This window comes from Sediminicoccus rosea (assembly GCF_033547095.1).
GTDB lineage: Bacteria > Pseudomonadota > Alphaproteobacteria > Acetobacterales > Acetobacteraceae > Roseococcus > Roseococcus rosea.
In genome coordinates this window covers 2,677,427-2,704,194 of the sequence record NZ_CP137852.1, presented here as the reverse complement: position 1 = coordinate 2,704,194, position 26,768 = coordinate 2,677,427, and the positions used below count along the sequence as shown (strand labels likewise).

Sequence of the window (26,768 nt, the reverse complement as noted above, 5' to 3'; positions counted from 1 at the left end):
ATGAAGCTCTTCTATTCGCCCGGTGCCTGCTCGATCGGCATCCATGTGATCCTGGAGGAGATCGGCAAGCCCTTCGAGACGCAGCTGGTCTCGACGCGCGACGGATCGAACAAGAAGCCCGAATATCTCGCCATCAACCCAAAGGCGAAGGTGCCCGCGCTGCTGCGGGACGACGGCACGGTGCTGACGGAATTCCCGGTTATCGCCTGGTGGCTGGCCAAGGCCAACCCGATGTCCAACCTCATCGCCGTCGAGTTCGAGGCGGAGGCGCGGACGCTGGAATGGATGGATTATCTGTGCGGAACCGTGCATCCGCAGGGCTTCACGCGGCAGTTCCGTCCCGCCAATTTCGCCAAGGACGCCGAGGACGAGGCGCGCGTGGTGGCGCAGGGCAAGGCGCTGACCGAGGGCTATCTCCAGGTCGTCGAGCGCGGCCTTGCGGGCGATCCCTGGCTGCTTCCCTCGGGCTACAGCGTGGCTGATTGCGCCCTCTTCTTCATCACCAACTGGGCGAGCGGCCGGTCGGGCATGACGCTGCCGCCCAAGCTCGCGCGGCACCAGGCCGCGATGATGGCGCGCCCGGCCGTGCAGCGGGCGCTGGCGCGCGAGGCCAAGGCGGCCTGAACGACATTCCTCAAGGGAGATTTCCATGAAGCTCTACTACGCCCCCGGCGCCTGCTCGCTCGGCATCCATGTGCTGCTGGAGGAAAGCGGCGCGGCCTATGAGCCCACGCTGCTGAACATCCGCGAAGGCGCGCAGTTCAAGCCGGAATTCACCAGCATCAACGCCAAGTCCAAGGTGCCGACGCTGGTGCGCGACGACCAGTCGGTGCTGACCGAGTTCACCGCCATCGCCTACTGGATCGCGGCCAAGTATCCGGCGGCCAAGCTGATGCCCGCGACCGCCGAGGGCCAGGCGACGGCGCTGGAGGCGACGGACTACGCGGTCGCCACCATCCACATGCAGGGCTTCTCCCGCATGTTCCGCCCCGCCAATTTCGCACCGAGCGAAGGCGACCACGAGGCGGTGAAGGCGCGCGGGCTCGAGATCTTCAACAAGGGCCTCGCCTGGCTCGACCGCGCGCTGGAAGGCCGCGACTACATCGCGGGCGATTTCAGCTTCGGCGATGCGGCACCCTTCTACGTGACCTTCTGGGCCGCCGCGCGCCTCAAGCTCGACCTGCCGAAGAACGTCGCCGCGCATTACGAGCGCATGAAGGCGCGGCCCGCCGTGCAGCGGGTGATGGCGCGCGAAGGCCTCTCTTGATTCTTCTCGTCTCCGCGCGGACCTCGAGCCTCGCCTGCCGGCTCGCCTTCGTCCTCGCCGGCCTGCCCGGCGAGGTGCGGGACCTCAGCCTGCGCGGGGGCGAGCACAGGACGCCCGAGATGCTGGCGCTGAACCCCAAGGGCCAGGTGCCGGCGCTCATCCTCGACAGCGGCGAGACCATCACGGAGACGCCCGCCATCATGCTCGCCATCGGCGAGATGGCGCCCGCGAGCGGCCTGATCCCGGCCGAGGGCGCGGCACGTTGGCGGGTGATGGAGTGGCTCTCCTGGTACGCCTACCAGTTCCCGCGCGCCTTCCAGCCGGCCTTCCGCCCGGCGATCTTCGGCCCGCCCCCGGCCGAGAACCAGATCCGCGAGGGCGGCCTCACCCGCGTGGCCGAGGTGCTGGCCTTCATCGAGGCCAGCCTCGGCGCGCGCGACTGGCTGGTGGGCGAAGCGGTGACCGCCGCCGATCTCACCACCGCCATGATGACCAGCTTCGCGGGTTTCGTCGGCGTCGTGCCGCCCGATGCGCTGATGGCGCATCGCCGGCGCGTCTTCGCCCTGCCCGCCCTTGCCGAAACCCTGAAGGCCGAAGGCTTCGCCGCATGACGCTCAACCCCATCCCCTTCTGGTTCCTGCGCCATGGCGAGACGGATTGGAACGCGGAGGGGTTGAGCCAGGGTCAGACCGACATCCCGCTCAACAAGGTCGGCCACATGCAGGCCGAGCGCGCGGCGCGCACGCTGGCGGGCACCAGGATATCCACCATCGTGGCAAGCCCCCTCAGCCGCGCCCGGGTGACGGCCGAGACCGTGGCGGCCGCCCTCAACCTGCCCGTGCAGTTCGACGACGACCTGATGGAGGTGAATTTCGGCGAGCAGGAGGGCAAGCCGATGGGCGACTGGTATGATGACTGGATCGCCGACACCTACACGCCCGCCGGCGCCGAGCCTTTCGCCATGCTGCGCGCGCGCGCCGTGCGCGCCATCAACCGCGCAACCGCCCTGCCGGGTCCGGTGCTGGTGGTGGCGCATGGGGCGCTCTGGCGCGCCTTCCGCTACGAGGCGGGCCTGCCCTCCAATGTCCGCACGCCCAACGCGCTCCCGCTTTATGCCGAGCCAGGGCCGGAGGCCTGGATGCTGACCGCCCTCGAACTCGCCGCGGAGGGCTGAATGGCCAAGGCGGAACCCGGCTGGCAGCTCATCCAAGGGGGGCGCCTGGCCGACCCAGGACAGCGCCGCGCGCCACTCACCGACATCCTGATCCAGGACGGCATCATCCGTGAGGTCGGCGCGAACCTCGCCGCGCCGGAGGGCACGCGCATCCTGGATGCCAGCGCCTGCCTGCTGCATCCGGGCCTGGTCAACGCGCATACCCATGGCCATGGCGGTCTCGCGCGCGGCCAGGGCGACCGGATGAGCCTGGAGACGCTGCTGGCCGCCGCCCCATGGTTCGGCGGCGGGCGCACACTGGAGGACAAGCGCCTTTCCACCCTGCTCTGCGCGGCCGAGATGGTCGCCAAGGGCTGCACCGCCGCTTACGACCTGACGATGGAAGTGCCCCTGCCGACGACGGAGGGGCTCGACGCCATCGCCGATGCCTACGCGACGGTCGGCATGCGCGCGATGATCGCGCCGATGGTGGCCGACCGCTCGCTCTACGAGGCGATCCCGGGGCTGATGGACGCCCTGCCCGACAAGCTCCGCGCCGAGGCCGAGAAGATCCGCTTCCGCCCCTGGCAGGAGACGATCAACGCCATGGACTCCGCCTTCCGGAGCTGGCGCTGGGCGAGCCAGGACATCCGCTTCGCCGTCGGCCCCACCATCCCGCATCATTGCAGCCAGGAATTCCTCTGCGGCTGCCGCGACCTCGCGCGCAAGCACGGCGTCGGCCTGCACAGCCATGTGGGCGAGAGCAAGGTGCAGGCCGTGGTGGGCATGCAGAAATACGGCATGACGCTGGTGCACTACATGGACAGCCTGGGCCTCATCGGGCCGGACTTCACGGTCGCGCACGGCATCTGGCTGGATGATGACGATTTCCGCCTGCTGGCCGATCGCGGCGCGAGCATCGCGCACAACCCGGCCTCCAACATGAAGCTCGGCAACGGGATGTTCCGGCTGAAGCGCGCCCTGGAGCTTGGCGTGAATGTCGGCATCGGGACCGACGGCGTCTCCAGCGGCGACAATTCCAACATGTACGAGGCGATGCGGCTGGCCGCGCACACCTCGCACGTCCAGAAGCCCGACCCTTATGAATGGGCGACGGCGGAGCAGGTCTATCGCGCGGGCACCCTGGGTTCGGCGAAGGCGCTCGGCATCGAGGGCATCGGCGCCATCGCGCCGGGCATGAAGGCGGACATCGTCTTCCTCGACCTGCACAAGACCCAGTGGATGCCGCACAACGCGACGCTGAACCAGATGATCCATGCCGAGGACGCGACGGGCGTGCGGCATGTGATGATCGGCGGGCGCTTCGTCTATCGCGACGGGCGGCACACCATGCTCGACATGGCGAAGCTCGCCGAGGAGGCCGAGGCCGCGCGCGAGCGGCTGGAGGCGGCGGCCACGGGGGCCAAGGCGCTGTTCGAGGCGCTGGAGCCGGTGGTGGCGAGCTTCTGCTCGGGCCTTGCCGCGCGGCCCTACCACCTCAGCCGCTACATGTGCGACGCGCCGAACAGCGGGCTCTAGGCGAGGCCGCGCGCCCTATTCCAGGCGCAACAGGCGGTAGCCGCGGAAGGTGAAGCCCTTCTCCGCCATGCAGCCGGTGCGAACTGCCTCGCGCTGGCCGCTGTTGAGGTCCACCTGCTCCCACCGCGCCGGAATGTAGCGTTCGCGGGTGGTGCAGCGCTCGCGGTCACCTTCGCGCCGGCAGGTTCGCTCACGCTCCACGCGGGCGGGCGCGGCGACGCGGCTGACGATGTACCGCGGCACCGTGGCGGCCGCCATGGCGCGGCACTGGGCATTCATCGCATCGGCCTGGGCCTCGGTCGCGCCTGGGCGCTCCCACCGCTCGGCGCAGGCGGCGAGAAGCAGGGGCACGACAAGGCCGAGATACCGCATGCGTCATCCTGGATCCTGATCCTCCCAGCCTGGAGCAGGATCACGACTTCTTTGGGGTGAAGCCGCGCCAATCCGGTGCCTCCGGCGATGTGGAGCGGTGTCGGGCGGCTGGCGCTGCCGTCCGCAAGATGACGGCACGGTAATTGCTGATCCATGCGCTCAACCATCACCAGCCGGGAATTCCGCATGTTTCGCCGTTCGCTCTTGCCGCTTTTCGCGGCAACTGCCCTGCCTTTCTCCGCCCGCGCCCAAGCCTGGACGCCGGACCGCCCGATCCGCCTCGTCGCCCCCTTCGCCGCCGGCGGCGCGGCCGACATCATCTCCCGCATCGCGGCCGAGGAGCTGGCGCCGATCCTGGGCCAGCAGGTGGTGGTGGAAAACCGCACCGGCGCGGGTGGCGCGATCGGCACGGAATTCGTGGCCCGCGCCCGGCCCGATGGCTACACGCTGCTCACCGCGAGCCAGGCGACGCACGGCATCACGCCCGTCCTCACCCGCCTGACCTTCGACCCCGGGACCGACACGACGCCGATTGCGAATTTCGCGGGCGTGCCGGCGGTGCTGATCGTGAACAATGACCTGCCGGTCCGGACCCTGCCGGAATTCCTGGCGCTGATCCGCGCCCGCCCCGGGCAACTCGCCTATGGCTCGGCCGGCATCGGCTCCTCCACGCACATGACGCTGGCGCTCCTCGCCCACAAGGCGGGGCTGGACATGACGCATGTGCCCTATCGCGGCTCGGCGCTCGCCATGCCCGACCTGATCAGCGGGCGCCTCTCCGCCATGACCGACACGATCAGCAGCGCCCTGCCCTTCATCCGTGACGGGCGGGTGCGCGCCATCGCCGTCTCCACCCCCGCGCGCCTCGCCGTGCTGCCAGATGTGCCGTCAGTGGCCGAGACGCTGCCGGGCTACGAGGTGCTGAACTGGTATGGCATCTCCGGCCCCGCCGGCCTGCCCGCGCCCGTCGTCGCCACGATCCACGCCGCGGTGCAGACCATCCTCGCCCGCCCCGCCTTCCGCCAGCGCATGGCGAGCCAGGGGATGGAGGTGCTGCCGATGAGCACGGCCGACTATGCCGCCTATATCGCGCGCGACCGCGCCCAATGGGCGGAGCTGCAGCGCGCGACCGGCCTCAGGGCGGATTGACGATATTTTGTTACCGGAACGTTTTGCCCTGGCGGATCACCTCCGCCGGGGCCATATCCGACAACAACTCTAGGAATTACCCCGATGGAACTCTCCAGCCGCGGCATTGCCCTTGCCACCGCCGCCCTGCAGGTCGCCGCCGCCAACCGTGCCGCCCGGGCCGAGCGCCTGCCGATGAGCCGCCCTGCGCCCGCCCGCCCCGGCCGCCGGCGCCTCACCGCCCCGCTGCGCCGCGCTGAGACCCCCGCCAAGGGCTGAAGCGCCACGCGCTGAAGCCGAGGGACGGATCGTGCGTGGTGGGAACACCAAGCCCATGAATCGGCCCCTCGGCGAAGAACCGGACCGTGGTCGACGCCTGTTGATCGCGGCCTAGAGCAGCCCGCCCAGGACCTGCCCGCCCGGCATGGGGCGCGGCGCGCCCGTCGTCTCGGGAAAGCTGATCGGCAGGCCGCGCGCGGTGCGCGCCGCCAGCACGGCAAAGCACTGCGCCTCCAGCGCATCCCCATTCCAGCCCGCCACTTCCACTGGCCGCACCAGCTCGCTCAGCGTGGCCGAGAGGGCACGCATCATCGCCGGATTGCGCCGCCCGCCGCCGGCGACCAGCCATTGCATCGGCGGCTCCGGGAAATGGCGCGCCGCCGCCGCCACGCAGACCGCGCAGAAGGCGACCAGCGTCGCGGCACCATCCTGCGGCGAGAGCAGATGCGCGCCCGCATCGCGCAGCGCGCGGTCGAAATCCAGCCGGTCGAGGGATTTGGGCGGGCTCAACGCCAGATAGGGATGCGCCATGAGGCGCCCCAGCACCGCGCCGTCCGCCTGGCCGGCCAGGGCCAGGTTGCCATCCTTGTCGTAGTCGCGCCCCAGCGAACGCTTGGCCCAGTCATCCAGCGGCCCATTTGCCGGCCCCGTGTCGAAGGCCTGCATCCGCCCATCGGCGCCGAGCCAGGTGACATTGGCCACGCCGCCGAGGTTCAGCACCGCCAATGGCTTGGGCAGCGCATGGGCGAGTGCCGCATGCGCGATAGGGACGAGCGGCGCCCCCTGCCCGCCCGCGGCCACATCGGCGCTGCGGAAATCAAAGGCGACCGAGAGCCCCGTGGCCCGCGCCAGCGCGCGCGCATCGCCGATCTGCCACGTATGGCCGCGCGCATTGCGGGAATCGCCGGGCCGGAGCGGCCGGTGCAGGATGGTCTGGCCGTGGAAGCCGGCGAGTTCCGCTTCGGGCAGCCCGGCCCGTGCCGCCTCCTGCTGCACGCGCAGCACAGCGGCCGCGTGCCGCTCCGTCAGGCGCGCGGTGCAGTCGAGCAGGAAGGGATCCTCGGGCGAGATGGTGGGCGCCATCTCCAGCAGGCGCCGCAGGTCACGCCGCAACGCCGGGTCATAGGGCAGCGTCACCGTGGGGCCGAGCAGGCCCACGCGCTCCCCGTCCGTCTCCACCCACGCGGCATCCACCCCGTCGAGCGAGGTTCCGCTCATCAGGCCAATGATTCTCAACATGGAGCGATTGTGCTACGGCGCCACGCGAAACGCCAATCGGGTCCACCATTCATGTCAGCCTCCGACTTTCTCTCGATCATCCGCGAGCGCGGCTTCGTCCATCAGGTGACGGACGAGCCGTCGCTCGCCGCGCATTTCGCCAAGGGCCCCGTCGCTGGCTATATCGGCTTCGACGCAACAGCCGACAGCCTGCATGTCGGCCACCTCGTGCAGATCATGCTGCTGCGCTGGCTGGCGAAGACCGGCAACCGGCCGGTCGTGCTGATGGGCGGCGGCACGACCAAGATCGGCGATCCTTCCGGCCGCGACGAGACGCGCCAGATCCTGACCGAGGAGAAGATCGAGCAGAACAAGGCCGGCATCCGCACCGCCTTCACCAATTTCCTGACCTTCGGCGACACGCCCGGCACCGCCATCATGCTGGACAATGCCGAATGGCTCGACCCGCTGCGCTACATCCCCTTCCTGCGCGAGGTGGGGCGGCATTTCAGCGTCAACCGCATGCTGAGCATGGACAGCGTGAAGCTGCGCCTGGACCGAGACCAGCCGCTGACCTTCATCGAGTTCAACTACATGCTGCTGCAGAGCTACGACTTCGTGGAGCTGCGCCGCCGCCATGGCGTGACGCTGCAGCTGGGCGGCAGCGACCAGTGGGGCAACATCGTCATGGGCGCCGACCTGGTGCGCCGAATGGACCAGCAGGACGCCTTCGGCATCACCGCGCCGCTCATCACCACCGCCTCGGGCGCCAAGATGGGCAAGACGGCGGCGGGTGCCGTCTGGCTGAATGCCGACCGCGTGAGCCCCTATGACTACTGGCAGTTCTGGCGCAATGCCGAGGACGCGGATGTGGGCAAGTTCCTCGCCCTCTTCACCGACATGCCGATGGACGAGGTGCGGCGTCTGGGCGCGCTGCAGGGCTCGGAGATCAACGAGGCGAAGAAGATCCTGGCAACCGAGGCCTGCGCCCTGCTGCATGGCCGCGCGGCAGCCGAAGCCGCAGCCGAGACCGCGCGCCTCGCCTTCGAGCAGGGCACAGCCGCCGAGAGCCTCCCCAGCATCACCCACGCCCTGCCCGCCGCCATCGCCGACCTGATGGTCGCGGCCGGCCTCGCTGCCAGCAAGGGCGAGGCGCGGCGCCTCGTCGCGCAGAACGGCGTGCGGCTGAACGATGCGCCCGTCACGGATGCGGCGCTGAACGTGACGGCGAGTGACCTGCGCGACGGCGCGGCGAAGCTCTCGGCTGGCAAGAAGAAGCACGTGCTGGTGCGGCCGGACTGACCGCCCGGGTCGGGCCGGCGCGTCAGCCGGTCTGCGCCTCGCGCAGCACGGCCAACGCCTCGTCAAAGGCGAAGCCGTCGAGGTGCCGGGCGATCTGCACCGCGGCGGGGCCGAGCGCCGCCCGGAACGCCGCCTCATGCGCGCGGAAGAGGGTGAGCGCCGCCATGTCGCTCGCTTCCAGCAACCCGGCGAGTTCGGTGACCGGCACGGGCATGGCTGCCGCCTCCGGCGCCTCCGGCGCGGGTGCCGCTGCCTCGGCCAGCGCCTTGGCCAGCTTGGCCTTCAGCACCAGAAGCTGGGCCTCCAGCGCCGCCGCGCGTGGGCCGAGCCCATCGAGCGCCGCGCCGGTGGCCAGTTCCGCCTCCAGCGCGCCCGCCGTCTCGCGCAGCGCCGCCGCCCCGATTGCCGCCGCCGCCCCCTTCAGCGAATGGGCTGATCGCCGCGCCGCCACCGCATCGCCCGCCTGAAGGGCGGCGCGCAGCGAGGCAAGCTCCGCGCTGCGGAGGAAGATCTCCAGCACGCGGCGATACAGCGCGGGGTCGCCGTTGCTGGCCTTCAGGCCGGCGGCCATGTCCAGCCCCTCCACCGGCGGCAGGGGCATGGCCGGGGCCGGCGGCGCCACCGCCGCACCCGGGTCGGCCCGCAGCCAGCGCGCGAGCGCCGCATGCAGGGCGGCCGGGTTCACCGGCTTCACCAGGTGGTCATCCATGCCCGCCTCCAGCGAGGCCCGGCGGTCCTCCTGGAAGGCATTGGCCGTCATCGCGAGGATCGGCGTGCGCGCATGGCGCGGCCCGGCGCGAATGGCGCGCGTGGCGGCGCGGCCATCCATGACCGGCATCTGCACGTCCATCAGGATCAGATCGTAATCGGCGGCGGCGGCGCGCTCGACCGCCTCGGCGCCGTCCCGTGCGACCTCCACCGTGAGGCCGACATCCTGGAGCAGCGCCGTCGCGACCTCCTCGTTCACCGGATTGTCCTCCACCAGCAGCACGCGCCGGCCCGGGAAGCGCGGCGCCGCCGGCATCTCCGCCAGGGACGCGGTGGGCTGCGCCGGGGGGCCGAGCAGCACGCCCGCGAGGCGCGAGGGCAGCAGGGGCTTGCCCAGCACCGCCCCATAGCCGGCCTGCGCCGCCGTCGCGGGCGAGACCGCATCCGCCTCGGCCGAGACCAGCAGGCAGCGCGGCCGCCGCGCCAGCGGCAGTGCGGCGAGGCGCCGGCCGAGTTCCAGCCCGTCCATGCCGGGCATGAGCCAATCCACCAGCACCACCTCGAAGGGCGCCCCCGCGGCATCGGCCTCGCTCACGCGTGCCAGCGCCTCCGAGCCGCAGCCCGTGGCGGTGACGGCGAGGCCTAGCGCACGCAGGGTGCCGGCCATGGTCTCCAGCGCCTCCGGCACGTCATCCACCACCAGCGCGCGCCGGCCAGCCAGGCGCGCAGCCTCGGGCCGGGGCTGCGCGGGGCCGGGCGCTTCGCCCACCGGCACCTCCACCCAGAAGATGCTGCCCTCCCCCGGCGCGCTTTCCACGCCGACCTCCCCGCCCATCAGCCCGGCCAGGCGATGGCTGATGGAGAGGCCGAGGCCGGTGCCGCCATAGCGCCGCGTGGTCGAGGCGTCGGCCTGCTGGAAGGGTTGGAAGAGCTGCGCCTGCTGCGCTGGCGAGATGCCGATGCCGGTATCCGCCACCTCGAAGCGCGCGACGAGACCCTGCGCGGTGCGGCGGGCGACCCGGCCGCTGAGCATGACGTGCCCCGTCTCGGTGAACTTCACGGCGTTGGAGGTGAAGTTCAGCAGGATCTGGCTGAGGCGAAGCTCGTCGCCCTGCAGCACCGGCGGCAGCTCGTGCAGGTCCACCAGCAGCTCCAGCCCCTTGGCCTCCGCCTTGTCGCGCACCAGGGCCCAGACGCGCTCCACAACGCGCTCCACCACGATGTCGGCCTGTTCCAGCTCGATCTTGCCGGCCTCGATCTTCGAGAGGTCCAGGATATCGTTGATGATGGCGAGCAGGTGGTGCGCCGCATCCGTGATGCGGGAGAGTTGTTCCTGCTGGCGCGCATCATGCAGGCCGCGGCGCAGCAGGTGCGCGAAGCCGATGATGGCGTTCATCGGCGTGCGGATTTCATGGCTCATGTTGGAGAGGAATTCGCTCTTGGCGCGGCTCGCCGCCTCCGCTTCGGCCTTGGCGCGGCGCAGCTCCGCCTCGGCCAGCTTGCGCCCGCCGATATCCTCGAAGGAGATGACGGCGCCCAGCAGGGACGCGCCATGCAGCATCGGCGCGACGGAGCAGGAGACGGCGACGGGCGTGTCATCCGCGCGCCAGAACACCTCCTCCTCGCTCGCCACCGGCTCGCCCTGCGTGAGCGCACGATGGATGGCGCCCTCCTCGGCCGGATAGGGCGTGCCATCGGCGCGCCGCGGCTGCAGCAGCCGGTGCGCGTCCAGCCCGGTCAGGGCCGCCGGGTCCGCCTGGCCGAGCAGCCGCGCCGCGGCCTGGTTGGCGAAGGTGACATGCCCGTCGGGCCCCACGCCCACGATGCCGTTGGAGCTGCTCTCGAGCAGCAGGCGCTCTTCCTCCTCCTTGCGGGCCAGGGCCTCCATCGCCGCGGCGCGCGCCGAGATGTCGCGGCCGATCACCAGGAAGCCGTCGAAGGCGCCGGCCGCGTCGCGCAGCATGGTGCGGGTGATGCTGTAGAGGCGGCGCTGCCCGTCCGGATGGGGCAGCATGCGCTCCATGCTGCGCACGGCGTCGCCGGCGGCAAGCTGCGCCTCCTCATCGGCCCGGACGACCGCGATCACCCCGGCCGGGAAACTCTCCTCCGCGGTGCGGCCCAGCATCTCCTCGGGGCTGGCCTTGCCGGCCAACTCGACGAAGGCGCGGCTGCAGGCCTTCAGCCGGAGGTCGCGGCCCTTCAGCGCGATCAGGTCGGGCGAACGGTCGAGCACGCGGAAGAAATCCTGGCCCAGCGCCTCGGTCGCCTGGCGGGCGGTCAGCAGCTCGGCCGTGCGCTCGGCTACCAGCTCCTCCAGGCGGTTGCGGTGGCGCTCGAGCTCCATCGCCATCTGTCGGGTGGCGGTGATGTCCTCCTTCACGCCGACATAATGGCTGATGGCGCCATCCGGCCGCCGGACCGGGGCGATGACCGCGGCCTCGATGTAGCGGCTTCCGTCGCGGCGGCGGTTCACCAGCTCGCCCCGCCAGGTCTCGCCGCGCGGCAGCTTTTCCCACATCTCGTCAAAGACGGCGGAGGGCGTGTCGCCCGATTGCAGGATGCGGGGGTTCTCGCCCAGGAGTTCATCACGCGCATAGCCGGTGGTGCGCTCGAAGGCCTCGTTCACATATTCAATGCAGCCGTGGACGTCGGTGATGACGATGCTGGCCGGGCTCTGCTCCACCGCGCGCACCAGGGTTCGCAGCCGTTCCTCGCGGCGCTTCTGCTCGGTGATGTCTTCCCACATCGCGAGGAAGTATTCGCGATCCCGCTGGCGGATCATCTGGATGTTGACCTGCACGTCCAGCACGGCGCCGCCCTTGTGGCGATGCCGCGCCTCGAAGCGCGCCCCGCCCGCCTCGCGGATACGGCGCGCCATCGCCTCGAAGCCGCCCGCGGGTTCCTCCGCCTGGGTGTCGGCCGGCGTCATCCGCCGGTATTCCTCCCGCGTATAGCCGAGCAGCCGGCAGGAGGCGTCGTTCACCTCCACATAGCGCAGCGTCTCCGCATCCACGATCTCGATGGCGAGCGGCGCCTCGTTCACCACGGCCGAGAAGAGGTTGCGGCTGTCCGCCTCCGCCTGGGCCGATCGCCGGCGCTCGATCGCGGCACCCAGCCGCTCGGCGATGGCTTCGAGCAGGATGCGCTCCTCCGGCAGGAAGGGCTCGCTCGCCTCCGGCGGCAGCGCGTCCTGATAGGTGACGCGGACCAGTCCGGGCGCGCCGTCCACCCCACGGAAGGGGACGCTGAGCGTCCTGCCCTCGACGCGGCCGCCATGCACGGCGCCGGCATGCTCGATGCAGCCCACGGCCAGCGCCGGGTAGCGCATGGCGGCGGGCAGGCGCGCCGCCACCGCCTCCAGCATGGCGCCGATGCTGAGATCGGCACGGTCGGTCAGGCGCGTCGTGTCATAGAGGCAGGAGAGCTCCTTCATGCGCTCGTTGAGCTCGGCCGTCGCTGTCTCGCGCGAGGCGAGCGCGTCGCGGAAGGCCATCGCGGCCTGGGCGATGTCCCGCAGCAGGCCGGAGCGGCTCGCGGCCAGCGCCTCCACCTCCGGCATGCGGGTGGGCGCCGTCTCGCTCGCGGCCAGCTGGCGCAACGCCTCGGTCAGGCGCCGGAGCGAGCGGGTGAGCAGCCAGGCGAAACCGAGCCAGAAGGCGAGGAAGCCCACGACCACCACGGCGCGGATGCGGGTAAGCCGGCGCGACAGCGCCTCCAGCGCCTGTGCCTCCCCCTGCGCGCGGCGCAGCACCTCGGCCGTGGCGGTGCTGAGCAGTGTGTTGGTGGCCCCTGCGAACTCGGCGAAGCGCGCATCGGCGAGCCCGATGAAGCGGTGGGCGCCCGGCAGGCGTACGGTGGAATGATCCGCCGCGATGCGCAGCGCGGCACGATAGGCCTCGAGGCGCGGCAGCAGGGGCAGCCCGGCGCCGAGGCTGGCGGCGATGTCCTCCAGGCGCCGCGCCCGCGTGACCAGCGCCGTCAGCTCCTCGGCCAGCGCCTCATGCGCCTGGTCGGCCTCCCAGCCATCGATCCGGCCAGCACTCGCCAGTTCCAGCATCACGCTCATGCGGCGGTGCAGGTCGGACAGGTCGCTGTTGAAGCTGGCGACGAAGGCCAGCGCGTCGAGCCCCTCCGCCTGGGAGGCGATATAGGCCGCCTGGGAGCGTTGCAGGTTGCGGTTGTAGTAGCCGTTGATCAGGCCGAGGGCGAGGATCGCCGCCACCATCGGCAGGATGAAGATCAGCACGTAGCGCGGCAGGCGCGGCCAGCGCCCGTTCACGGCGCGGGGCCCCGCCCCGCCGCACCGCCCGCCGCCCGCCTCATGCGACCGCCGATGCCTCCGCGGCGTCGGGCATGCGCTGCGCGATGGCGAAGAAGGCGTCGCGGCAGGCGAGATAGGCGTCCACCACATCGGGGTCGAAATGCACGCCGCGCCCCTCGGTGATGATGCGCGTCGTCTCCTCCAGGCTCATGGATGGCTTGTAGACCCGCCGCGTGGTCAGCGCATCAAAGACATCGGCCAATGCCATCAGCCGGGCCGAGACGGGGATCGCCTCGCCCGCCAGGCCATTCGGATAGCCCGAGCCGTCCCATTTCTCGTGATGCGCGAGCGCGATCTCCTGCGCGGTGCGAAGGAAGGCGAGCGCGCCCGCGGCCTGCTCGGCCGTCAATTCGTCCGCCTCGGCCAGCGCCTGGCCCATCGCCGCCTCGATGGCCCGCGCGCCGATCACGGCATGCGTTTTCATGATGGCGTATTCCTCGGGCGTCAGCCGGCCGGGCTTGCCCAGGATGGCATCCGGGATGCCGACCTTGCCGATGTCGTGCAGCGGCGCCGCATGCACCACCATTTCGAGGTTGCGCCCGGCGAGTGCGGCGGCGAAGCGCGGATGCCCGGCCAGGTGCTGCGCCAGGATGCCGACATAGGCCTGGGTGCGGATGATGTGCCGCCCCGTCTCCTTGTCCCGCGTCTCGCTCAGGCAGGCGAGTGCGCGGATGCACAGCTCCTGGATCAGGCGCGTCTCCGCCATGCGGCGATGCACCTCCGCCTCCAGCCATTCATTCTGCGCGGCAAGGCGCCGGCGGGCGCCGGCGAGTTCGAGATGCGTGCGGACCCGGGCCAGGGCCACGGACGGCGTGATGGGCTTGGTGATATAGTCCACGGCGCCAAGGGAAAGGCCCAGCTCCTCGTCCGCGGCATCATCCAGCGCGGTCACGAAGATCACCGGGATGTCCTGCGTGGCGGGGTCGGCGCGCAATTCACGCAGCACATCATGCCCGTCCATCCCCGGCATCATCACGTCCAGGAGGACAAGGTCAGGCCGCGGCTCGCTGCGGGCCACGCGGAGGGCGCGCTCGCCCGAATTGGCGGCGCGGACATGGAAATGGGGCTGCAGCAACTCGCCCAGCAGCAGCAGGTTCTGCGGCACGTCGTCCACGATGAGAATGGTCGCCGCGCCGGCGGCATCGGGGGCTGGCCGGGTCTCAGGGGTCATCGCCGCCGGGGGCTCCTTCCATCGCGGGCACGGTGGCCGTCTCGTGCGGCCACCTTCCTCCCATGTCTGGCCCCGAAAATACAGTCTCGCCGGAGGTGGCTCGACAAAACTCGTATGAACCAGTGCGTGCATTCATTTGCTTCTTGTTGCAATCTTGGAAATCGTTACGAATTCAGTTCGCGGAGTGGCATGCATGCTCAGCAGACGGCGGTTTGCCGGCCTCGGGCTCGCAGGAGCGATCGGCCCGTTCTCCGCCCCCTTCCGGCCGGCCGCCGCCCAGCCGGCCACGGCGGGGGGAGCCGCACGGCGGGCCATCACCATCGTGGTGCCCTATGCCTCGGGCGGGCCGCCCCATTTCGTCGGCCGCTTGCTCGGCGTCAGGCTGTCACGCCTGCTGGGCGAGCCGGTCGTGGTGGAGAACCGCCCGGGGCAGAGCGGCCTGGCGGGCACCTGTTACGTCGGGGAAGCGGCGCCGGATGGGCGCACCCTGCTGCTGGCGACGAACGGCATCTACGCCATGACGATGAACATCCTCTCCTGCCGCTTCGACTTCACCGCGGCGCTGGCGCCGGTCGGGCTGCTGGCCCGCACGCCCCTCGTGCTCTGCGTGCCCGCCGCCTCGCCGCTGCACAGCCTCGCGGATCTGACACAGGCCGCGCGCCGCAGCCCGGGCGCGCTGCGCTACATCACCCCGCACGCCTACAACCTGCCGATCCTGATGCTGGCCGACATGCTGGAGATCAATGTGACCAGCGTGCTGGTCGGCGGGGCGCTGCCGGGGTTCGAGGCGCTGGACAGGGGCGATGCCGAATTCGCGCTGCTGGCGCTGGGGGCGGCCGTGCCCTTCGTGCATGGCGGGCGGCTCAGGGCGCTCGGCGTCACCGCCGGCCAGCGCACGGCCCAGCTCCCAGACGTGCCGACCCTGGCCGAGGCCGGGCTGCCCGGCTTCGAGGTCGCCACCGACTTCGCCCTCTTCGCCCGCGCCGGCACACCCGATGACACCCTGGCCCGGCTCTCTGAAGCGAGCATAGAGGCGCTGTCGGGCCAGGATGTGAAGGCGCTGCTGGCACCCATCGGCGTCGAGCCGGTACGCGGGACGCGCGCCGCCTTCCCCGCCTATTTCGAGGCGGAGAACCAGCGATGGCTCTCGCTCATCCGTCAGTTCGACATCACCTCCATGGAGCGACCGCGATGATGGCCTCCACGCGCCGCGCGGCCTTGCTGGCCGGCTGGCTCGCCGCGCTCGCCACCGGCGCCGGGGCGCAGACCGCGGGCCTCGCCCCCCTCGCCCCCGCGCTGCGCGACCCGGCGGGGATCGCATCGCGCCTCGCCATCCTGCTCGACCGCCAATGGGACCACCTGCAATGGGTGGCGCGCTCGGTCCAGGAGTTCTGGCCGCCGCAGGATGCCGAGGAGCTGCGCTTCATCCTCGACACCGCGCATGACAATGCGCCGCACATCATCTGGATCGGCGTCGCGACGGTCGCCGATGGCCGCGTCCTGGCCGCGACGCGCAAGCTGCTGGAAGGCGATGATGTCAGCCAGCGCCCCTGGTTCATCGAGGGCACGCGGCGCGAGGCGGCGGTGGACGTGCATGACGCGGTGCTGCTCCAGCGCGCCCTGAACCGCGACCCCTCGCAGGGCATGCTGCGGCTGATCGACTTCACCTCCCCCATCCGGGACCGGGAGGGGCGGATCGTCGCGATGATCGGCTCCCACATCCTCTGGGAGTGGGTGGTGGGCGTGATCCGACGCGAGGAGGGTCATGCGGGGGCGCCCATCGCGCTGATCTCCGCGCAGGGCGAGGTGCTGCTGGTGCCCGAGGGCGTGCCGGCCGAACGCCTCCGGCAGGCACAGCGCTTCCCGGTGCGCCAGCGCGCCGACGCCCCTTCCTTCGGATGGCAACTGGCCGTCCTGACCGGAGCCTGAAGCGATGGCACAGCCCCTTCCCGCCACCCGGCGCGGCCTGCTCGCCACCGCGGCCCTGCTCGGCGCCGCGCGGCCGGCCCGCGCGGTGGACGCCTATCCGACCCGCCCGGTCACCATCGTCGTGCCCTTCGCGGTGGGTGGCGCCACGCATTTCGTCGCGCAACTCCTGGGCCGCCGGCTCGCTGCCAATCTCGGCCAGCCCTTCAACATCGAGGTGATCACGGGCGAGAGCGGCCTCACCGCCATGGCAGACGTGGCGCGCGCGGCCCCCGACGGGCACCGCCTGGTGCTGAGCCCGAACAGCACCTTCGCCATGGCCACGCACTACCTGGACACGCCGCTCGTCATCGAGCGGGACTTCGCGCCGGTCTGCCTTGTCGCCAGCACGCCCATGGTGCTTTGCGTCCATGCGGATTCGGGCTTCCGTACCCTGCAGGACCTGGTGGAGGCCGCACGCCTCGCGCCCGAGCGGCTGCGCTACGGCTCGGCCGGCATCGGCGTCACCAACCACCTCGCGGTCGAGCTCTTCGCCAAGGGGTTCGGCATCCGCTTCCAGCACATGACCTTCAGCGGCGGCGCCCCCGCCATGCATGCCGTGCTGCAGGACCAGGTGCAGTTCGCCTTCATTGATCTCGTCACCGCCATCCCGCGCATCGCGGGCGGCGGCCTGCGGCCGCTTGCCGTCTCCTCCGCCGTGCGGGCAGCGCCCCTGCGCGAGGTGCCGACCATCGCCGAGAGCGGCCTGCCGGGCTACGCCGTCACCACGGATTTCGCCCTGTTCGCGCCGGCCCGCACCCCCGATTTCATCCTGGACCGCCTCTGCCGCACGGCGCTGGCGGTGATGCGGGCCGAGGCCACGCGGCAGATCCTGGCGCCACTGGCGATCGAGCCCGCCCAGATCCCGCGGGAGGGCTTCCGCGACTACCTGAAGGGCGAGGAAAAGGCCTGGCGCGCCGCCATTCGTCATCGGGAGCGCGCCACGCCCTGAGGAACGCCGGGTGGCCTTGCGGCCGCGCAAGGCGCGCCCGGCCGGCACGGCACAGAATGGCCGGGCATTCTCCACCGCCAAGCCTCGGGCCCGCGAAGCCGACCTCCAGGATGTTACCCTTGACCCTCTCCCCATCACCCAGGCTTCCCGCGCCCTTCATCGTCAGGGTCCAGGCCGCGGGCAGCCGCGGAACCGCGCCGCTGCCGGAGGACTGGACCGCCTTCAAGCGCCGCTACCTGGCCCCCGATGGCCGCGTGGTGGACACCGGCAATGCGGGCATCTCGCACAGCGAGGGGCAGTCCTACGGCATGCTCTTCGCCGTCTTCTTCGACGACCGCGCGGCCTTCGACCAGATGTGGGGCTGGATCGGCCGGACCCTGCGCCGCGCGACCGACTCGCTCTTCGCCTGGAAATACGTCCCCCGCGGCACGCCCACCGTGCCCGACCAGAACAACGCGACGGATGGCGACCTCCTGATCGCCTGGGCGCTGCTGCGCGCGGCGCACAAATGGGGCGAGGCCAGCTATGCCGAGGCCGCCACGCGCATCGCGCGTGACGTGCTGCGCGCCTGCACCACGGATTTCGTGGGCCGCCGCATCCTGCTCCCGGGTGTGCGCGGATTCCAGCGCGGCAACACGATCGTCGTGAACCCCTCCTACTTCGCGATCGGCGCCTTCCGCGCCCTCTCGCGCCATGTGCCCGATGCGAGCTGGGCGGCGCTGGAAGCGGCCTCGCTCGACATCCTGCGTGCGAGCGCGCTGGGGCGCTGGCGCCTGCCGCCCGACTGGTGCGAGATCTCCCGCGATGCGACGATCCGCCCCGCGCCGGACTGGCCGCCGCGTTTCTCCTGGGACGCGGTCCGCATTCCGGTTCATCTCGCCTGGGCCGGCCTGCCCGAGCCCTCGGTGGAGGCGGCCGCGCGCTTCTTCTTCGACCAGAGCCACCCCTATCGCCCGCCCGCCTGGACCGACCTCTACCGGGACCAGATCTCACCCTATCCGGGGCATGCGGGCATTCTCGCCGTCGCGCAGTTCGCGGCGATGCGGACCGGCGTGACCGCGCCCATGCGCCGCATCGCCATCAGTGAATCCCCCGACTACTACGGCGCCTCGCTGGTGCTGATGACGGGCATGGCGAGCGTTGAGCCGCCCGAGGCCCCGGCCGAGGTGCCGCCGGCCGCGGCGCCGGCGCCGGCGGGTGGCGGGCGCATGGCGGCGGTGATGCGCTATCTCGGCCTGCGCGACGACACGACGCCGGTCGCCCCTGTCAGCCCCTCGCAGCGCGAAAGCCCACTGGCGCGCCGTGGCGGGCGCGATCCGGGGGGGCGCTGAGCATGGCACCCCACCCCACCCGCCGCGCGGTGCTGGCCGGTACGACCCTCGGCCTCGCCGCGGGGGGTCCCGGCGCCGCGCCGGCGCGCGCCCAGGCGCGCCCCTTCATGCTGCGCCAGCTCGACCTCACGGAGACGGCGAACGGCCCCTTCATCTTCAACGGCTTCGCCGAGGCCAATCCCGGGCTACTCGCCGGCGTCAGCGCCGAGCGTACGCATATGGAATACCTCTTCGGTGACATCCGCGCGCAGGTGGCGGCGGGCCGCCCACCCTACCATGTCGTGCTGACCAACCTGGACGGCGCGGCGATGGGCGCCGAACTGGACCTCTGGGAACCCATGGGCGCGCGCATCCAGCCCCTGCTGCCGCCGATGGACGAGCTGCTGACGCCGCTCGGCCGCGTGCTGCGCGGCGTGCTGCGCGAACATGCCCAGGTGATCGTGGCATCGCCCGGCGGCCCGCTGCTGACCTATGCGCCCGATCGGGTGCCGCGCATGCCGCGCACGGCCGAGGGGCTGCTCGCCTGGGCGCGCGAGAATCCTGGCCGTTTCCTCTATCCGCGCCCGGAATTCAGCGAGTCCGGTCGCTGCTTCGTGGCCGGACTGCCCTGGATGCTGCAGGATCGCGACCCGCACGACCCTGAGGATGGCTGGCCCGCCACCTGGGAATACCTGGCCGAGCTCGACCGCCACGTCGCCTATTATCCGACCACCACCCTCGCCGCGATGCAGGAGCTGGCGGAGGGCGGCGCGGACATCGTCGCCACCACGCTCGGCGTGGACATCCTGAACCGCGTGACCGGCCTGCTGCCCGAGGGCATCGGCCTCGCGCCGCTCGCCGGCATGCACTGGATCCCGACGGGGCTCTTCGTCGCCGTGCTGCGCGGCCACGCGCCGGCCGAGCTGGACACCATCGCGCAGGCCATCGCCTATCTGCTGAGCGAGCCGGTGCAGCGCACCTTCTTTGGGCGCGGGCAGTATTGGCCGGGGCCGGTGCGCCAGGGCATCGCGCTCGAGAATGCACCGCCCGAGATGCGCGGCGAGTTGCGCCGCCTGGTGCGGAGCTGGGCGCCCTCGCTGATCGCGAGCCAGCATGTGGCGCCGCCTTTGCTGCTGGAGGAGACGCTGACCATGCTGCGCCGCTGGGATGAGGATATCTCGGCCTGGCACGGGGTGCGGCCATGAGGCGCGGCCTTGCCCTTGTGGCCGGGGCCTGGCTGGCCCTGCTGGCTGCAACCGGCCTGGCACAGGCGCCGGCCCCGGCCGAGCTCGACGTCTTCATCCGTGCGCCGAGCAGCCTTGGCATCCCGACCGGCGGCAATGCGCGGCATGAGCGGCTGGCGGCCCTCGGCATCCCGGCGCAGCGGGATACCTTGCGCGGGCTGCTGGGGCCGGTGGCCGAGAGCTGCCCCTCGCTCTCCGGCGCCTATTTCGCCGGCCTCGATGCCGATGGCGCGGCGCATTGGGATGTGCGCTGCGGCAACCGCACCGCCTGGCGGATCAGCCTGCCCGCCGACCCGGCCGCGACGCCCGGCGTGACGCCCTGCCCGGTGCAGACCGAGCTGTGCTTCCTCCCCGCCCCGCGCGTGGCGGGCGACCTCGGCACGCTGCGCAATGCCCGCTGCGCCGCCGCCTGCGAGCTGCGTGCGGGCGCCGACCGGCAGCGCTGCCTCGCGAGCTGCCTGCGCGGCACGGAGGGGATCGCCGCGCTCGGCGGCCCGGACAGCGACCGGCACATCGCCATCTTCGTGGTGGACCGGCCACTGATGACCGAGGCCTTCCTCGCGGGTGCACGCACCGCGGGCAGCGCCCTCGAGGGCGCGCGCCGCGCCTGCGAGGCGATGGCCGAGGGCCGCCCTTGCCGCATCGCCGTCTCCACCATCAATCATTGCGCGGCGGTGGCGCAGGCACCGGATGGCCAGGTCTCGGCCGGCTTCGGCATCGAGCTGGACGATGCGGAGCGCGAGGCGCGGCGCGTCTGCGGCGCGGGCAGCGCCTGCCAGGTCATCATCTCGGGCTGCTGAGGACGGGAGGATGGACCAAGCCCGGCTGCATGACGTCGTCGAAAATCTCGACCGGATGGAGGAACTTGGGGTCGCCGCCCTCGCGCTTGACGCCGAGGACCGCACGATCCGGTGGAATGACGGCTTCCTGGCGCTTTTCCCCGAGCATGCGGGGCGGATCCATCGGGGCGAGCCCTATGCCGAGAATCTGCGCCGCTTCTATCGCGGCCGGCTCGACGCGGCGGAGATGGCCCTGATCGAGCGCTATGTCGCCGAGGGGGTCGAGCGCCACCACCGGCAGGTGGCGCCCTTCGAGTTCCTGCACCACAGCCAGTGGCTGCGCGCCGAGGTGCTGCCCCTGCCGGGCGGCGGGCGGCTGCGCTTCTGGTCCCGCGCGGCACCGGCCCGCGGCGGCGACGTCCTGGCGACCGTGATGGTCGCGAGCGGCAAGCGCGTCTCGGCGGAGGCGCTGGACCAGACGGCCGATGGGCTGATGGTGCATGACGCGGAGGGGCGCATCGTCATGGCCAACCGCCCCTTCGCGAAGCTCTACGGCCTGGATGGCCCGGGCGAGGCGATCGGCCGGCGCTTCTCCGATGTGCTGGAGCGCGCCTGGGCGGGCGCGGGCGATGCGCGGGAGGCGCGGCAGCGCTGGGCCGAGAATTCCCGTTTCCCCGGCGCGCCCTTCGAGCTGCCCCTGCCGGGCGACCGCTGGGTCCGCGTGCGCGAGCACCGCACTTATGACGGCAGCTGGATCGGCACCCATGTGGACGTGACCGACCTCTGCCGGATGCAGCAGAGTCTCGCCGAGGCGCGCCACCGGGCGGAGGAACTGGCGCGGATGCTGAGCGCCGAGATGCAGGAGCGCAAGCGGGCGGAGGCGCAGATGGTGCAGACCGCGCGCCTCATCTCCCTCGGCCAGATGGCGACGGGCCTCGCGCACGAGCTGAACCAGCCGCTCGCCATCATGGCCCTGGCGGCGGACAACGCGATCCTGGAGCTGCAGCGGCGTGGCCCGGAATCCATCCCGGCGGCGCTGAAGCGGCTGGAGAGCATCGCCAGCAGTTCGATCCGCGCGCGCGGCGTGGTGGACCATCTGCGCCTCTTCGGCCGCGAGGACGGGACGCCGGCAAGCGCGGAGCCGGTGGAGCTGGCGCTGGTGGTGAAGGGCGCGCTGCTGCTGGCCGAGGCGGCGATCCGCTCGGCTGGCATCGCGCTGCACGTAAGCCTGCCCGATCCGCCCGCGCGCGTCATGGGCCAGATGATTCCGCTGGAGCAGGTGCTGCTGAACCTGCTGCTCAACGCGCGTGACGCCGTGCAGGCCAGCGGCCGGCCGGCCGGCGCCATCCACCTCTCCGTCAGGCGGGCGGAGGGCGAGGTGGTGCTGACCGTCGCCGACAATGGCACAGGCTTTTCCCCGGCCGCGCTGGCCCGCGCGCTGGAGCCCTTCTTCACGACGAAGGAGGCCGGCAAGGGCACCGGCCTCGGCCTCTCTCTCGCCTATTCGACCATCCGCGCGATGGCCGGGACGATGACGCTGGCCAATGCCGATGGCGGCGCGGTGGTCCGCATCACCCTGCCGGAGCTGGCATAGGCCGCCGCGCTCAGCGCCCGCCCGCGAAGAAGCAGGGGCTGCGGCGGGCATAGTCGCGCAGCCCGGGCGGGATCGGGGCGGTATGGTCCGGCGCGGAGAGCCTCGCGCGCCCCGCGCTCGACCATTGCGCGGGCTGCACGCCGGGATCCTCGAAGCTGCCGCTGACGCGTACCGGGATGTCGAGCGCGAAGCTGCCCGTGGTCTGCCGGTGGCTGCCGATGACGAGGTCAAGGCGGTGGCGGTTCAGGTCGAAGGTCGCGATCCCGCTGATCATCCCGTTGGCCGAGCGCAGGCGAAGCGGGGCGAGTTCGCCGACGCCGCCCTTCATGTCGAGCACGCCGATGGCGCAGGAGAGGCGCGTGCGGCCGCGCGCCGTGCGGAACAGGGCACGGATGTCGGTGGAGGCCATCTCGATCACCTCGCGCGCGATGGAACCACCCGACATGAGCAGCACGGCCGAGACGTGCGCATCCCGCGCCGCGGCGTTCAGGCTGCCGCCGCGCGCATTGATGGAGAGCCGCCCCTCGACGCGCCCCGAGAGCGGCAGTTCGCGCAGGCCGAGGGCGCGGCGCAGCGGTTCGAGCTCGGCCTCGCCCATGATCACGTCGGCGGTGACGCGCAGCCCCTCCTCATCGGCGTCCAGCAGGGCGGCCGCACCGATGCGCGCGCCGAAGGCCTGCATGGCCAGCGTGGTCACCCGCACCTGCCCCGGCACGAGCGTGGCGACCAGCCGGCCGTCACGCGCCTCGAGCGCACCATAGGTGAAGGCCTCGGCCGAGAGCCGAAGCTCGAGCAGCGGATCGGGCGCGGTGAAGACGGCAAGCGGCAGGTCGGCCACCCCATCGGCCTCATGCCCCCCCGCGCGCAACACGCGGTTGAGGTCGAGCCGGGTCAGCGCCAGGTCGAGCAGGATGGCGTCGGGCTCGCCGCGCGCGCCCTCGGTCAGCTGCAGCACGCGGCCGGTGAAAGGGGCGCCGTCCAGCGCGCCCATGGGCATGCCGATGCGCCAGACATCGCCCTGGCGGTCGAAGGTGCCGGCGAGTTCGAGGGCGATGCGGGGCACGCCCTCCGTTCCCATGCCGCCCAGGGCCAGCAGCGCGTCGGGATTCGCGGCGCGCAGCTCGATCTGGCCCTGCACGCCATCGAAATTCAGCGGGTCCCGCGCGGAGCCCAGCAGGGCCAGCGTGGTCTCGCCCGCCGTCGCGGTCAGGTCCAGGCTGAAGGGGGCGCTGCCATCGCGGAAGCTCGCGATGCTGTCGAGCGGGCCCTGCAGGGTGAGCGCCACATTGTTGTAGCTGCCCGTGGCGTCGAGCCGGACCGGCGCATGCAGCCCCTCCGCGGTCAGGCTCGCCGTCTCGACCCGCGTGGGCAAGGTGAGGCCACCCGTGGTGCGGAACAGGATCTCGGCGCCGGTGACGCGGAGCGCCTGGAACAGGGGCATCCAGCCGCGACCGCTGGAAGCGGCGGCGGGCGGGCCGAAATGCCAGTTGGCGACGCGCTCCGCATTGCGCTCCAGCAGGAGGGACAGCCCCGCGATCTCGGCCATGGGCAGCACCACCTCGCCCCCCAGAAGGGCGGGCAGGTCAAGCTCGGCGGTCAGGCGCTCCAGGCGCAGCATCTCGGCCCGGCTGCCGCCCTCGATATTGGCGATGGCGACCCCGCTCACCGTGAGGCCGAGGCGCGCGCCCGGGGTGAGGCGCAGGCTCTCGATGGTGACGGGGCGGCCCAGGCGCTCGCTGGCCTGAGCGGCGGCGAAATCGGCAAGCTCCAGCCGGGGCAGCAGGATCCAGGCGGCGACCGGCAGGCTGCCCAGGAGAAGAAGGAGGCCGCCGAGGGTGAAGAGCGCCCGGCGCAGCCAGCGCGGCCGGGGCTTTGCCTTGGGCTGGTCCTGGGGCGGGGCGTCGGGCTTGGTCTCGGCTTCGCTCATGCGGTGCAGCATAGCCCCAAACCGCCCCGGGCGGGATGCCACCCGGGGCGCGATCCGGCAGAGTGCACCGAGCCAACGGAGAAGGCCGCCATGAGCATCGAATTCTTCCACCCGCCCGAAGCCGGCGAGAGCCGCCCCTTCACCCGCGCCGTTCGCGCCGGGGGCATGGTCTATGTCTCCGGCCATTCGGCGCCGCATGATCCCGCGCGGGGCATCCATCGCGGCACCACCCCGGCCGAGGAGGTGCGCAACGCCCTGGGGTTCATTGCGAGCCTGCTGGAGGAGGCGGGCAGCAGCCTGGATCGCGTGGTGCAGGTCACCATGCTCATCACCGACCGCGCCGACTACGCGGCGCTGAATGCCGAATATGTGAAGCACTTCCCCAAAGGCCTGCCCGCCCGCCACACCGTGCTGTTCGGCGTGCCGACCGAAGCGCGCGTCGGCTTTTCCTGCATGGCACTGGCGGGATGAACCTGCGCTACGGCATGGAGATCCGTGCCGCAACGCCCGCCGAGGCGCCCGGGCTCGTGACCCTGCTGGCCGAGGCCGGCCTGAGGGCAGAGCCCCGCGAATTGGCGGACCGGCTGGCCACGTTGCGCCAGGGGCCGGCCACCGCGCTGGTCGCGCTGCAATGGGGGCCGCCCAGCGGGGCCGTGCTGCTGCATTGGCATCCCACGCTGACGGGGGCGCCGGTGGCGCGCATCACGCTGCTGCTTGTCGCGGCCGCGCAGCGGCGGCAGGGCATCGGGCGGCTCCTGCTGAAGGCCGCAGCCCAGGCCGCACGCGTGGCGGGGTGCGACCGGCTGGAAATCGCGACCCCCCCGGGTGCCGCCGATCTGCAGGGCTTCTGCATGGCGACGGGCTTCGCCGCCGCCGGGGGCAGCTTCGTGCGCTCGCTCCGCAAGCAGAACTGACGCTCAGGGCTGGATGCGGCCGACCACCCGCAATTCGCCGCCCTCGGCGCGCAACACCACGCCCTCGCCGGAGGCCGGCACGATGCCCGTCAGTCCCGTGATGTTGACCTGATGCGTGCTGACGAAAAGCGCGCCTGGGCCGGCCCAGGCCAGCAGGATGCGGCGCGCGGCCGCGGTCAGTGCCGGGCCCGCCGGGCGGTCGCCGAAGAAGGAGTTGAAGGCGGGCTCCGGCCTCGACTGCCCGGGAAAGGCGAGCTCGGCGGTCTCCGTCGTGCGGCACCATTGGGAGGTGAGCACGGCGCCCACGGTGACGCCCTGCGCGCGGATGGCCTCGCCGATGCGGACAGCCTGGGCACGGCCCTGGGCATCGAGGTTGCGCTGGGTGGCGCATTCGCCGAGGCGCATCCCGGCCGGGTCACCCCCGCCGGGCGCATAGGCATGGCGGAACATGACGATGGCGCCCTGGCGCAATGCCTCCCAGGCCGCCGCCTCGGAGGCCTCGGCCGGCGGCGCCGGGAGAAATGCGGCAAGCCCAAGGGCGAGGCGGCGGCGGACGAAGAAAACGGGCATGCCACCTCAACTGTGATCCCCCGCCGGGACCGCAAGAGGCATCACCGCCCCTCCGCATAGGCGCTGAGCAGCGGGTCCAGCTCGAACTCCGTCGCCAGGTAGTCCAGCATGGCGCGCAGCTTGGGCGGCACGAAGCGCCGCGTGGGATAGACCGCATGGATGGGGTGCGGCGCCGGCTCGTAGTCCGGCAGCAGCGGGATCAGGCGCCCCGTCTCGATCTCGCGATCCACGAAATGCCAGGCCGGGACCATGCCGATGCCGAGGCCGCTCAGGATGGCTGCCCGCACGCCTTCGGTGTTGTTGACCTGGATGCGGCCCTGAACGGGCACCGAGATCGGGCCATCCCGCCCGGTAAAGGGCCAGTTCGCGCCGGTGGCGAGGCGGGTGTAGAGGATGCAATTGTGCTGGCGCAGTTCCTCGGGCGTGCGCGGCGTGCCGTGCCGCTCCAGATAGCCGGGGGTGGCCACCAGCACCCGGCGGGAGATGCCGATCCGCCGCGCCACCAGGCCGGGGTCGGTGAGCGCGCCGATGCGGATGGAGAGGTCGATGCGCTGCTCCACCAGATCGGCGAAGTCGTCGCCCATGACGAGGTCCACCGCAACATCGGGGTAGCGCTCCAGGAAGCGCGGCAGGCGCGGCAGGACATGCAGCCGTCCCAGCACGGCGGCGCAGGCGAGGCGGAGGGTGCCGGTGGGCTTCCCCTTGCGGCGGCCCACGGCGCCCTCCGCCTCGGCCACCGCCTCAAGGGCGAGTTGCGCCTGGGTATAGAAGGCGCGGCCATCCTCGGTCAGCGTCAGGGCGTGCTCTCGGGCGTGGTGGCGGTGATCTGCTTCACCCGGGCGGCGGAACAGTTGGGGGCGGCGCGCGCCGCGCTGTTCCCCGCGCTGGTGCCGGCCTCGGCCATCCTGATGGGCATTCCCATCGCCGGGGAATGGCCGGACCTCGGGCAGTTGCTGGGCCTAGGCCTCGTGTCGCTCGGGCTGCTCGTGGCAGCGGGTGTGCTGCGCCGCGCCTGAGCGCAACCCTGGCGCGCAACGGCCAGGGATGCGAAGCTT

Annotated in this window: 25 protein-coding genes; 18 read left to right on the top strand and 7 right to left on the bottom strand. The window is 71.8% G+C overall.

The features are described from left to right. The 5 genes from R9Z33_RS13000 to R9Z33_RS12980 are packed head-to-tail and all read left to right on the top strand — an operon-like array spanning position 1 to position 3,959. Positions 1-624, top strand: a complete 624-nt coding sequence (locus tag R9Z33_RS13000) for a glutathione S-transferase N-terminal domain-containing protein (protein WP_318647003.1) — start codon at positions 1-3, stop codon at positions 622-624. Between the two features lie 25 nt (positions 625-649). Beyond that, positions 650-1,267, top strand: a complete 618-nt coding sequence (locus tag R9Z33_RS12995; RefSeq protein ID WP_318647002.1) for a glutathione S-transferase family protein — start codon at positions 650-652, stop codon at positions 1,265-1,267. Further along, on the top strand, positions 1,264-1,878 hold the full coding sequence (locus tag R9Z33_RS12990) for a glutathione S-transferase family protein (RefSeq protein WP_318647001.1): 615 nt from the start codon (positions 1,264-1,266) through the stop codon (positions 1,876-1,878). Before R9Z33_RS12995 ends, R9Z33_RS12990 begins: the two co-directional genes overlap by 4 nt. Beyond that, positions 1,875-2,441, top strand: a complete 567-nt coding sequence (locus R9Z33_RS12985) for a histidine phosphatase family protein (RefSeq protein ID WP_318647000.1) — start codon at positions 1,875-1,877, stop codon at positions 2,439-2,441. Before R9Z33_RS12990 ends, R9Z33_RS12985 begins: the two co-directional genes overlap by 4 nt. Beyond that, a complete protein-coding gene (locus R9Z33_RS12980) occupies positions 2,442-3,959 on the top strand; it encodes an amidohydrolase family protein (RefSeq protein WP_318646999.1) in 1,518 nt (505 codons plus the stop codon). A 15-nt stretch (positions 3,960-3,974) separates the two neighbouring features. Here the strand turns inward: R9Z33_RS12980 and R9Z33_RS12975 are convergent, their stop codons facing one another. Continuing rightward, a complete protein-coding gene (locus R9Z33_RS12975) occupies positions 3,975-4,331 on the bottom strand; it encodes a hypothetical protein (protein ID WP_318646998.1) in 357 nt (118 codons plus the stop codon). A 186-nt stretch (positions 4,332-4,517) separates the two neighbouring features. Here R9Z33_RS12975 and R9Z33_RS12970 point away from each other — a divergent pair, with 186 nt between their 5' ends. Both R9Z33_RS12970 and R9Z33_RS12965 read left to right on the top strand, forming a co-directional pair. Continuing rightward, a complete protein-coding gene (locus R9Z33_RS12970) occupies positions 4,518-5,480 on the top strand; it encodes a Bug family tripartite tricarboxylate transporter substrate binding protein (RefSeq protein WP_318646997.1) in 963 nt (320 codons plus the stop codon). Between the two features lie 84 nt (positions 5,481-5,564). Next, positions 5,565-5,738, top strand: a complete 174-nt coding sequence (locus R9Z33_RS12965) for a hypothetical protein (RefSeq protein ID WP_318646996.1) — start codon at positions 5,565-5,567, stop codon at positions 5,736-5,738. Positions 5,739-5,849: 111 nt separating this feature from the next. On the opposite strand, the gene R9Z33_RS12960 is transcribed toward R9Z33_RS12965, so the two are convergent. Continuing rightward, positions 5,850-6,974, bottom strand: a complete 1,125-nt coding sequence (locus R9Z33_RS12960; RefSeq protein ID WP_318651648.1) for an anhydro-N-acetylmuramic acid kinase — start codon at positions 6,972-6,974, stop codon at positions 5,850-5,852. A 54-nt stretch (positions 6,975-7,028) separates the two neighbouring features. Between R9Z33_RS12960 and tyrS the strand changes: the two genes are divergently transcribed. Then, positions 7,029-8,258 (top strand): tyrosine--tRNA ligase, encoded by a 1,230-nt coding sequence (tyrS, locus tag R9Z33_RS12955; RefSeq protein WP_318646995.1) that lies wholly within the window; start codon positions 7,029-7,031, stop codon positions 8,256-8,258. Between the two features lie 22 nt (positions 8,259-8,280). Here tyrS and R9Z33_RS12950 read toward each other — a convergent pair whose 3' ends face one another. Together R9Z33_RS12950 and R9Z33_RS12945 are read right to left on the bottom strand one after the other, a co-directional pair. Then, positions 8,281-13,245: a PAS domain S-box protein gene (locus tag R9Z33_RS12950; protein ID WP_318646994.1), complete on the bottom strand. Its 4,965-nt coding sequence runs from the start codon at positions 13,243-13,245 to the stop codon at positions 8,281-8,283. Between the two features lie 40 nt (positions 13,246-13,285). Then, on the bottom strand, positions 13,286-14,458 hold the full coding sequence (locus tag R9Z33_RS12945; RefSeq protein ID WP_318646993.1) for an HD-GYP domain-containing protein: 1,173 nt from the start codon (positions 14,456-14,458) through the stop codon (positions 13,286-13,288). A gap of 193 nt (positions 14,459-14,651) precedes the next feature. Between R9Z33_RS12945 and R9Z33_RS12940 the strand changes: the two genes are divergently transcribed. From R9Z33_RS12940 to R9Z33_RS12910, 7 genes are all read left to right on the top strand, one after another. Beyond that, a complete protein-coding gene (locus R9Z33_RS12940) occupies positions 14,652-15,653 on the top strand; it encodes a tripartite tricarboxylate transporter substrate binding protein (RefSeq protein ID WP_318646992.1) in 1,002 nt (333 codons plus the stop codon). Then, positions 15,650-16,387 (top strand): cache domain-containing protein, encoded by a 738-nt coding sequence (locus R9Z33_RS12935; RefSeq protein WP_318646991.1) that lies wholly within the window; start codon positions 15,650-15,652, stop codon positions 16,385-16,387. The genes R9Z33_RS12940 and R9Z33_RS12935 overlap by 4 nt, the downstream gene beginning before the upstream one ends. 4 nt (positions 16,388-16,391) lie before the next feature. Next, on the top strand, positions 16,392-17,375 hold the full coding sequence (locus tag R9Z33_RS12930) for a tripartite tricarboxylate transporter substrate binding protein (RefSeq protein WP_318646990.1): 984 nt from the start codon (positions 16,392-16,394) through the stop codon (positions 17,373-17,375). A 119-nt stretch (positions 17,376-17,494) separates the two neighbouring features. Continuing rightward, entirely contained in the window at positions 17,495-18,706 is a 1,212-nt protein-coding gene (locus tag R9Z33_RS12925) for a glycosyl hydrolase family 8 (protein WP_318646989.1), read from the top strand. Between the two features lie 2 nt (positions 18,707-18,708). Further along, a complete protein-coding gene (locus tag R9Z33_RS12920; protein ID WP_318646988.1) occupies positions 18,709-19,890 on the top strand; it encodes an extracellular solute-binding protein in 1,182 nt (393 codons plus the stop codon). Beyond that, a complete protein-coding gene (locus R9Z33_RS12915; protein WP_318646987.1) occupies positions 19,887-20,729 on the top strand; it encodes a DUF4189 domain-containing protein in 843 nt (280 codons plus the stop codon). Before R9Z33_RS12920 ends, R9Z33_RS12915 begins: the two co-directional genes overlap by 4 nt. Before the next feature lie 10 nt (positions 20,730-20,739). Continuing rightward, entirely contained in the window at positions 20,740-22,302 is a 1,563-nt protein-coding gene (locus R9Z33_RS12910; RefSeq protein WP_318646986.1) for an ATP-binding protein, read from the top strand. 10 nt (positions 22,303-22,312) lie between these two features. Here the strand turns inward: R9Z33_RS12910 and R9Z33_RS12905 are convergent, their stop codons facing one another. Further along, positions 22,313-24,229, bottom strand: a complete 1,917-nt coding sequence (locus tag R9Z33_RS12905; protein ID WP_318646985.1) for an AsmA family protein — start codon at positions 24,227-24,229, stop codon at positions 22,313-22,315. Positions 24,230-24,319: 90 nt separating this feature from the next. On the opposite strand from R9Z33_RS12905, the gene R9Z33_RS12900 reads away from it, so the two are divergent. Beyond that, positions 24,320-24,700, top strand: a complete 381-nt coding sequence (locus tag R9Z33_RS12900) for a RidA family protein (RefSeq protein ID WP_318646984.1) — start codon at positions 24,320-24,322, stop codon at positions 24,698-24,700. Beyond that, the gene (locus R9Z33_RS12895; protein WP_318646983.1) at positions 24,697-25,143 is read left to right on the top strand and encodes a GNAT family N-acetyltransferase; all 447 of its coding nucleotides are present in this window, start codon (positions 24,697-24,699) and stop codon (positions 25,141-25,143) included. Before R9Z33_RS12900 ends, R9Z33_RS12895 begins: the two co-directional genes overlap by 4 nt. Positions 25,144-25,146: 3 nt before the next feature. Here the strand turns inward: R9Z33_RS12895 and R9Z33_RS12890 are convergent, their stop codons facing one another. Both R9Z33_RS12890 and R9Z33_RS12885 read right to left on the bottom strand, forming a co-directional pair. After that, positions 25,147-25,713 carry a histidine phosphatase family protein gene (locus R9Z33_RS12890; protein WP_318646982.1) on the bottom strand — a complete coding sequence of 189 codons (567 nt, stop codon included), beginning with the start codon at positions 25,711-25,713 and terminating at the stop codon, positions 25,147-25,149. A gap of 41 nt (positions 25,714-25,754) precedes the next feature. After that, complete coding sequence (locus R9Z33_RS12885) at positions 25,755-26,429, bottom strand: substrate binding domain-containing protein (protein ID WP_318646981.1); 675 nt, start codon at positions 26,427-26,429, stop codon at positions 25,755-25,757. Positions 26,430-26,465: 36 nt separating this feature from the next. Here R9Z33_RS12885 and R9Z33_RS12880 point away from each other — a divergent pair, with 36 nt between their 5' ends. Beyond that, on the top strand, positions 26,466-26,729 hold the full coding sequence (locus R9Z33_RS12880) for an EamA family transporter (RefSeq protein ID WP_318646980.1): 264 nt from the start codon (positions 26,466-26,468) through the stop codon (positions 26,727-26,729). Positions 26,730-26,768: the final 39 nt, after the last annotated feature.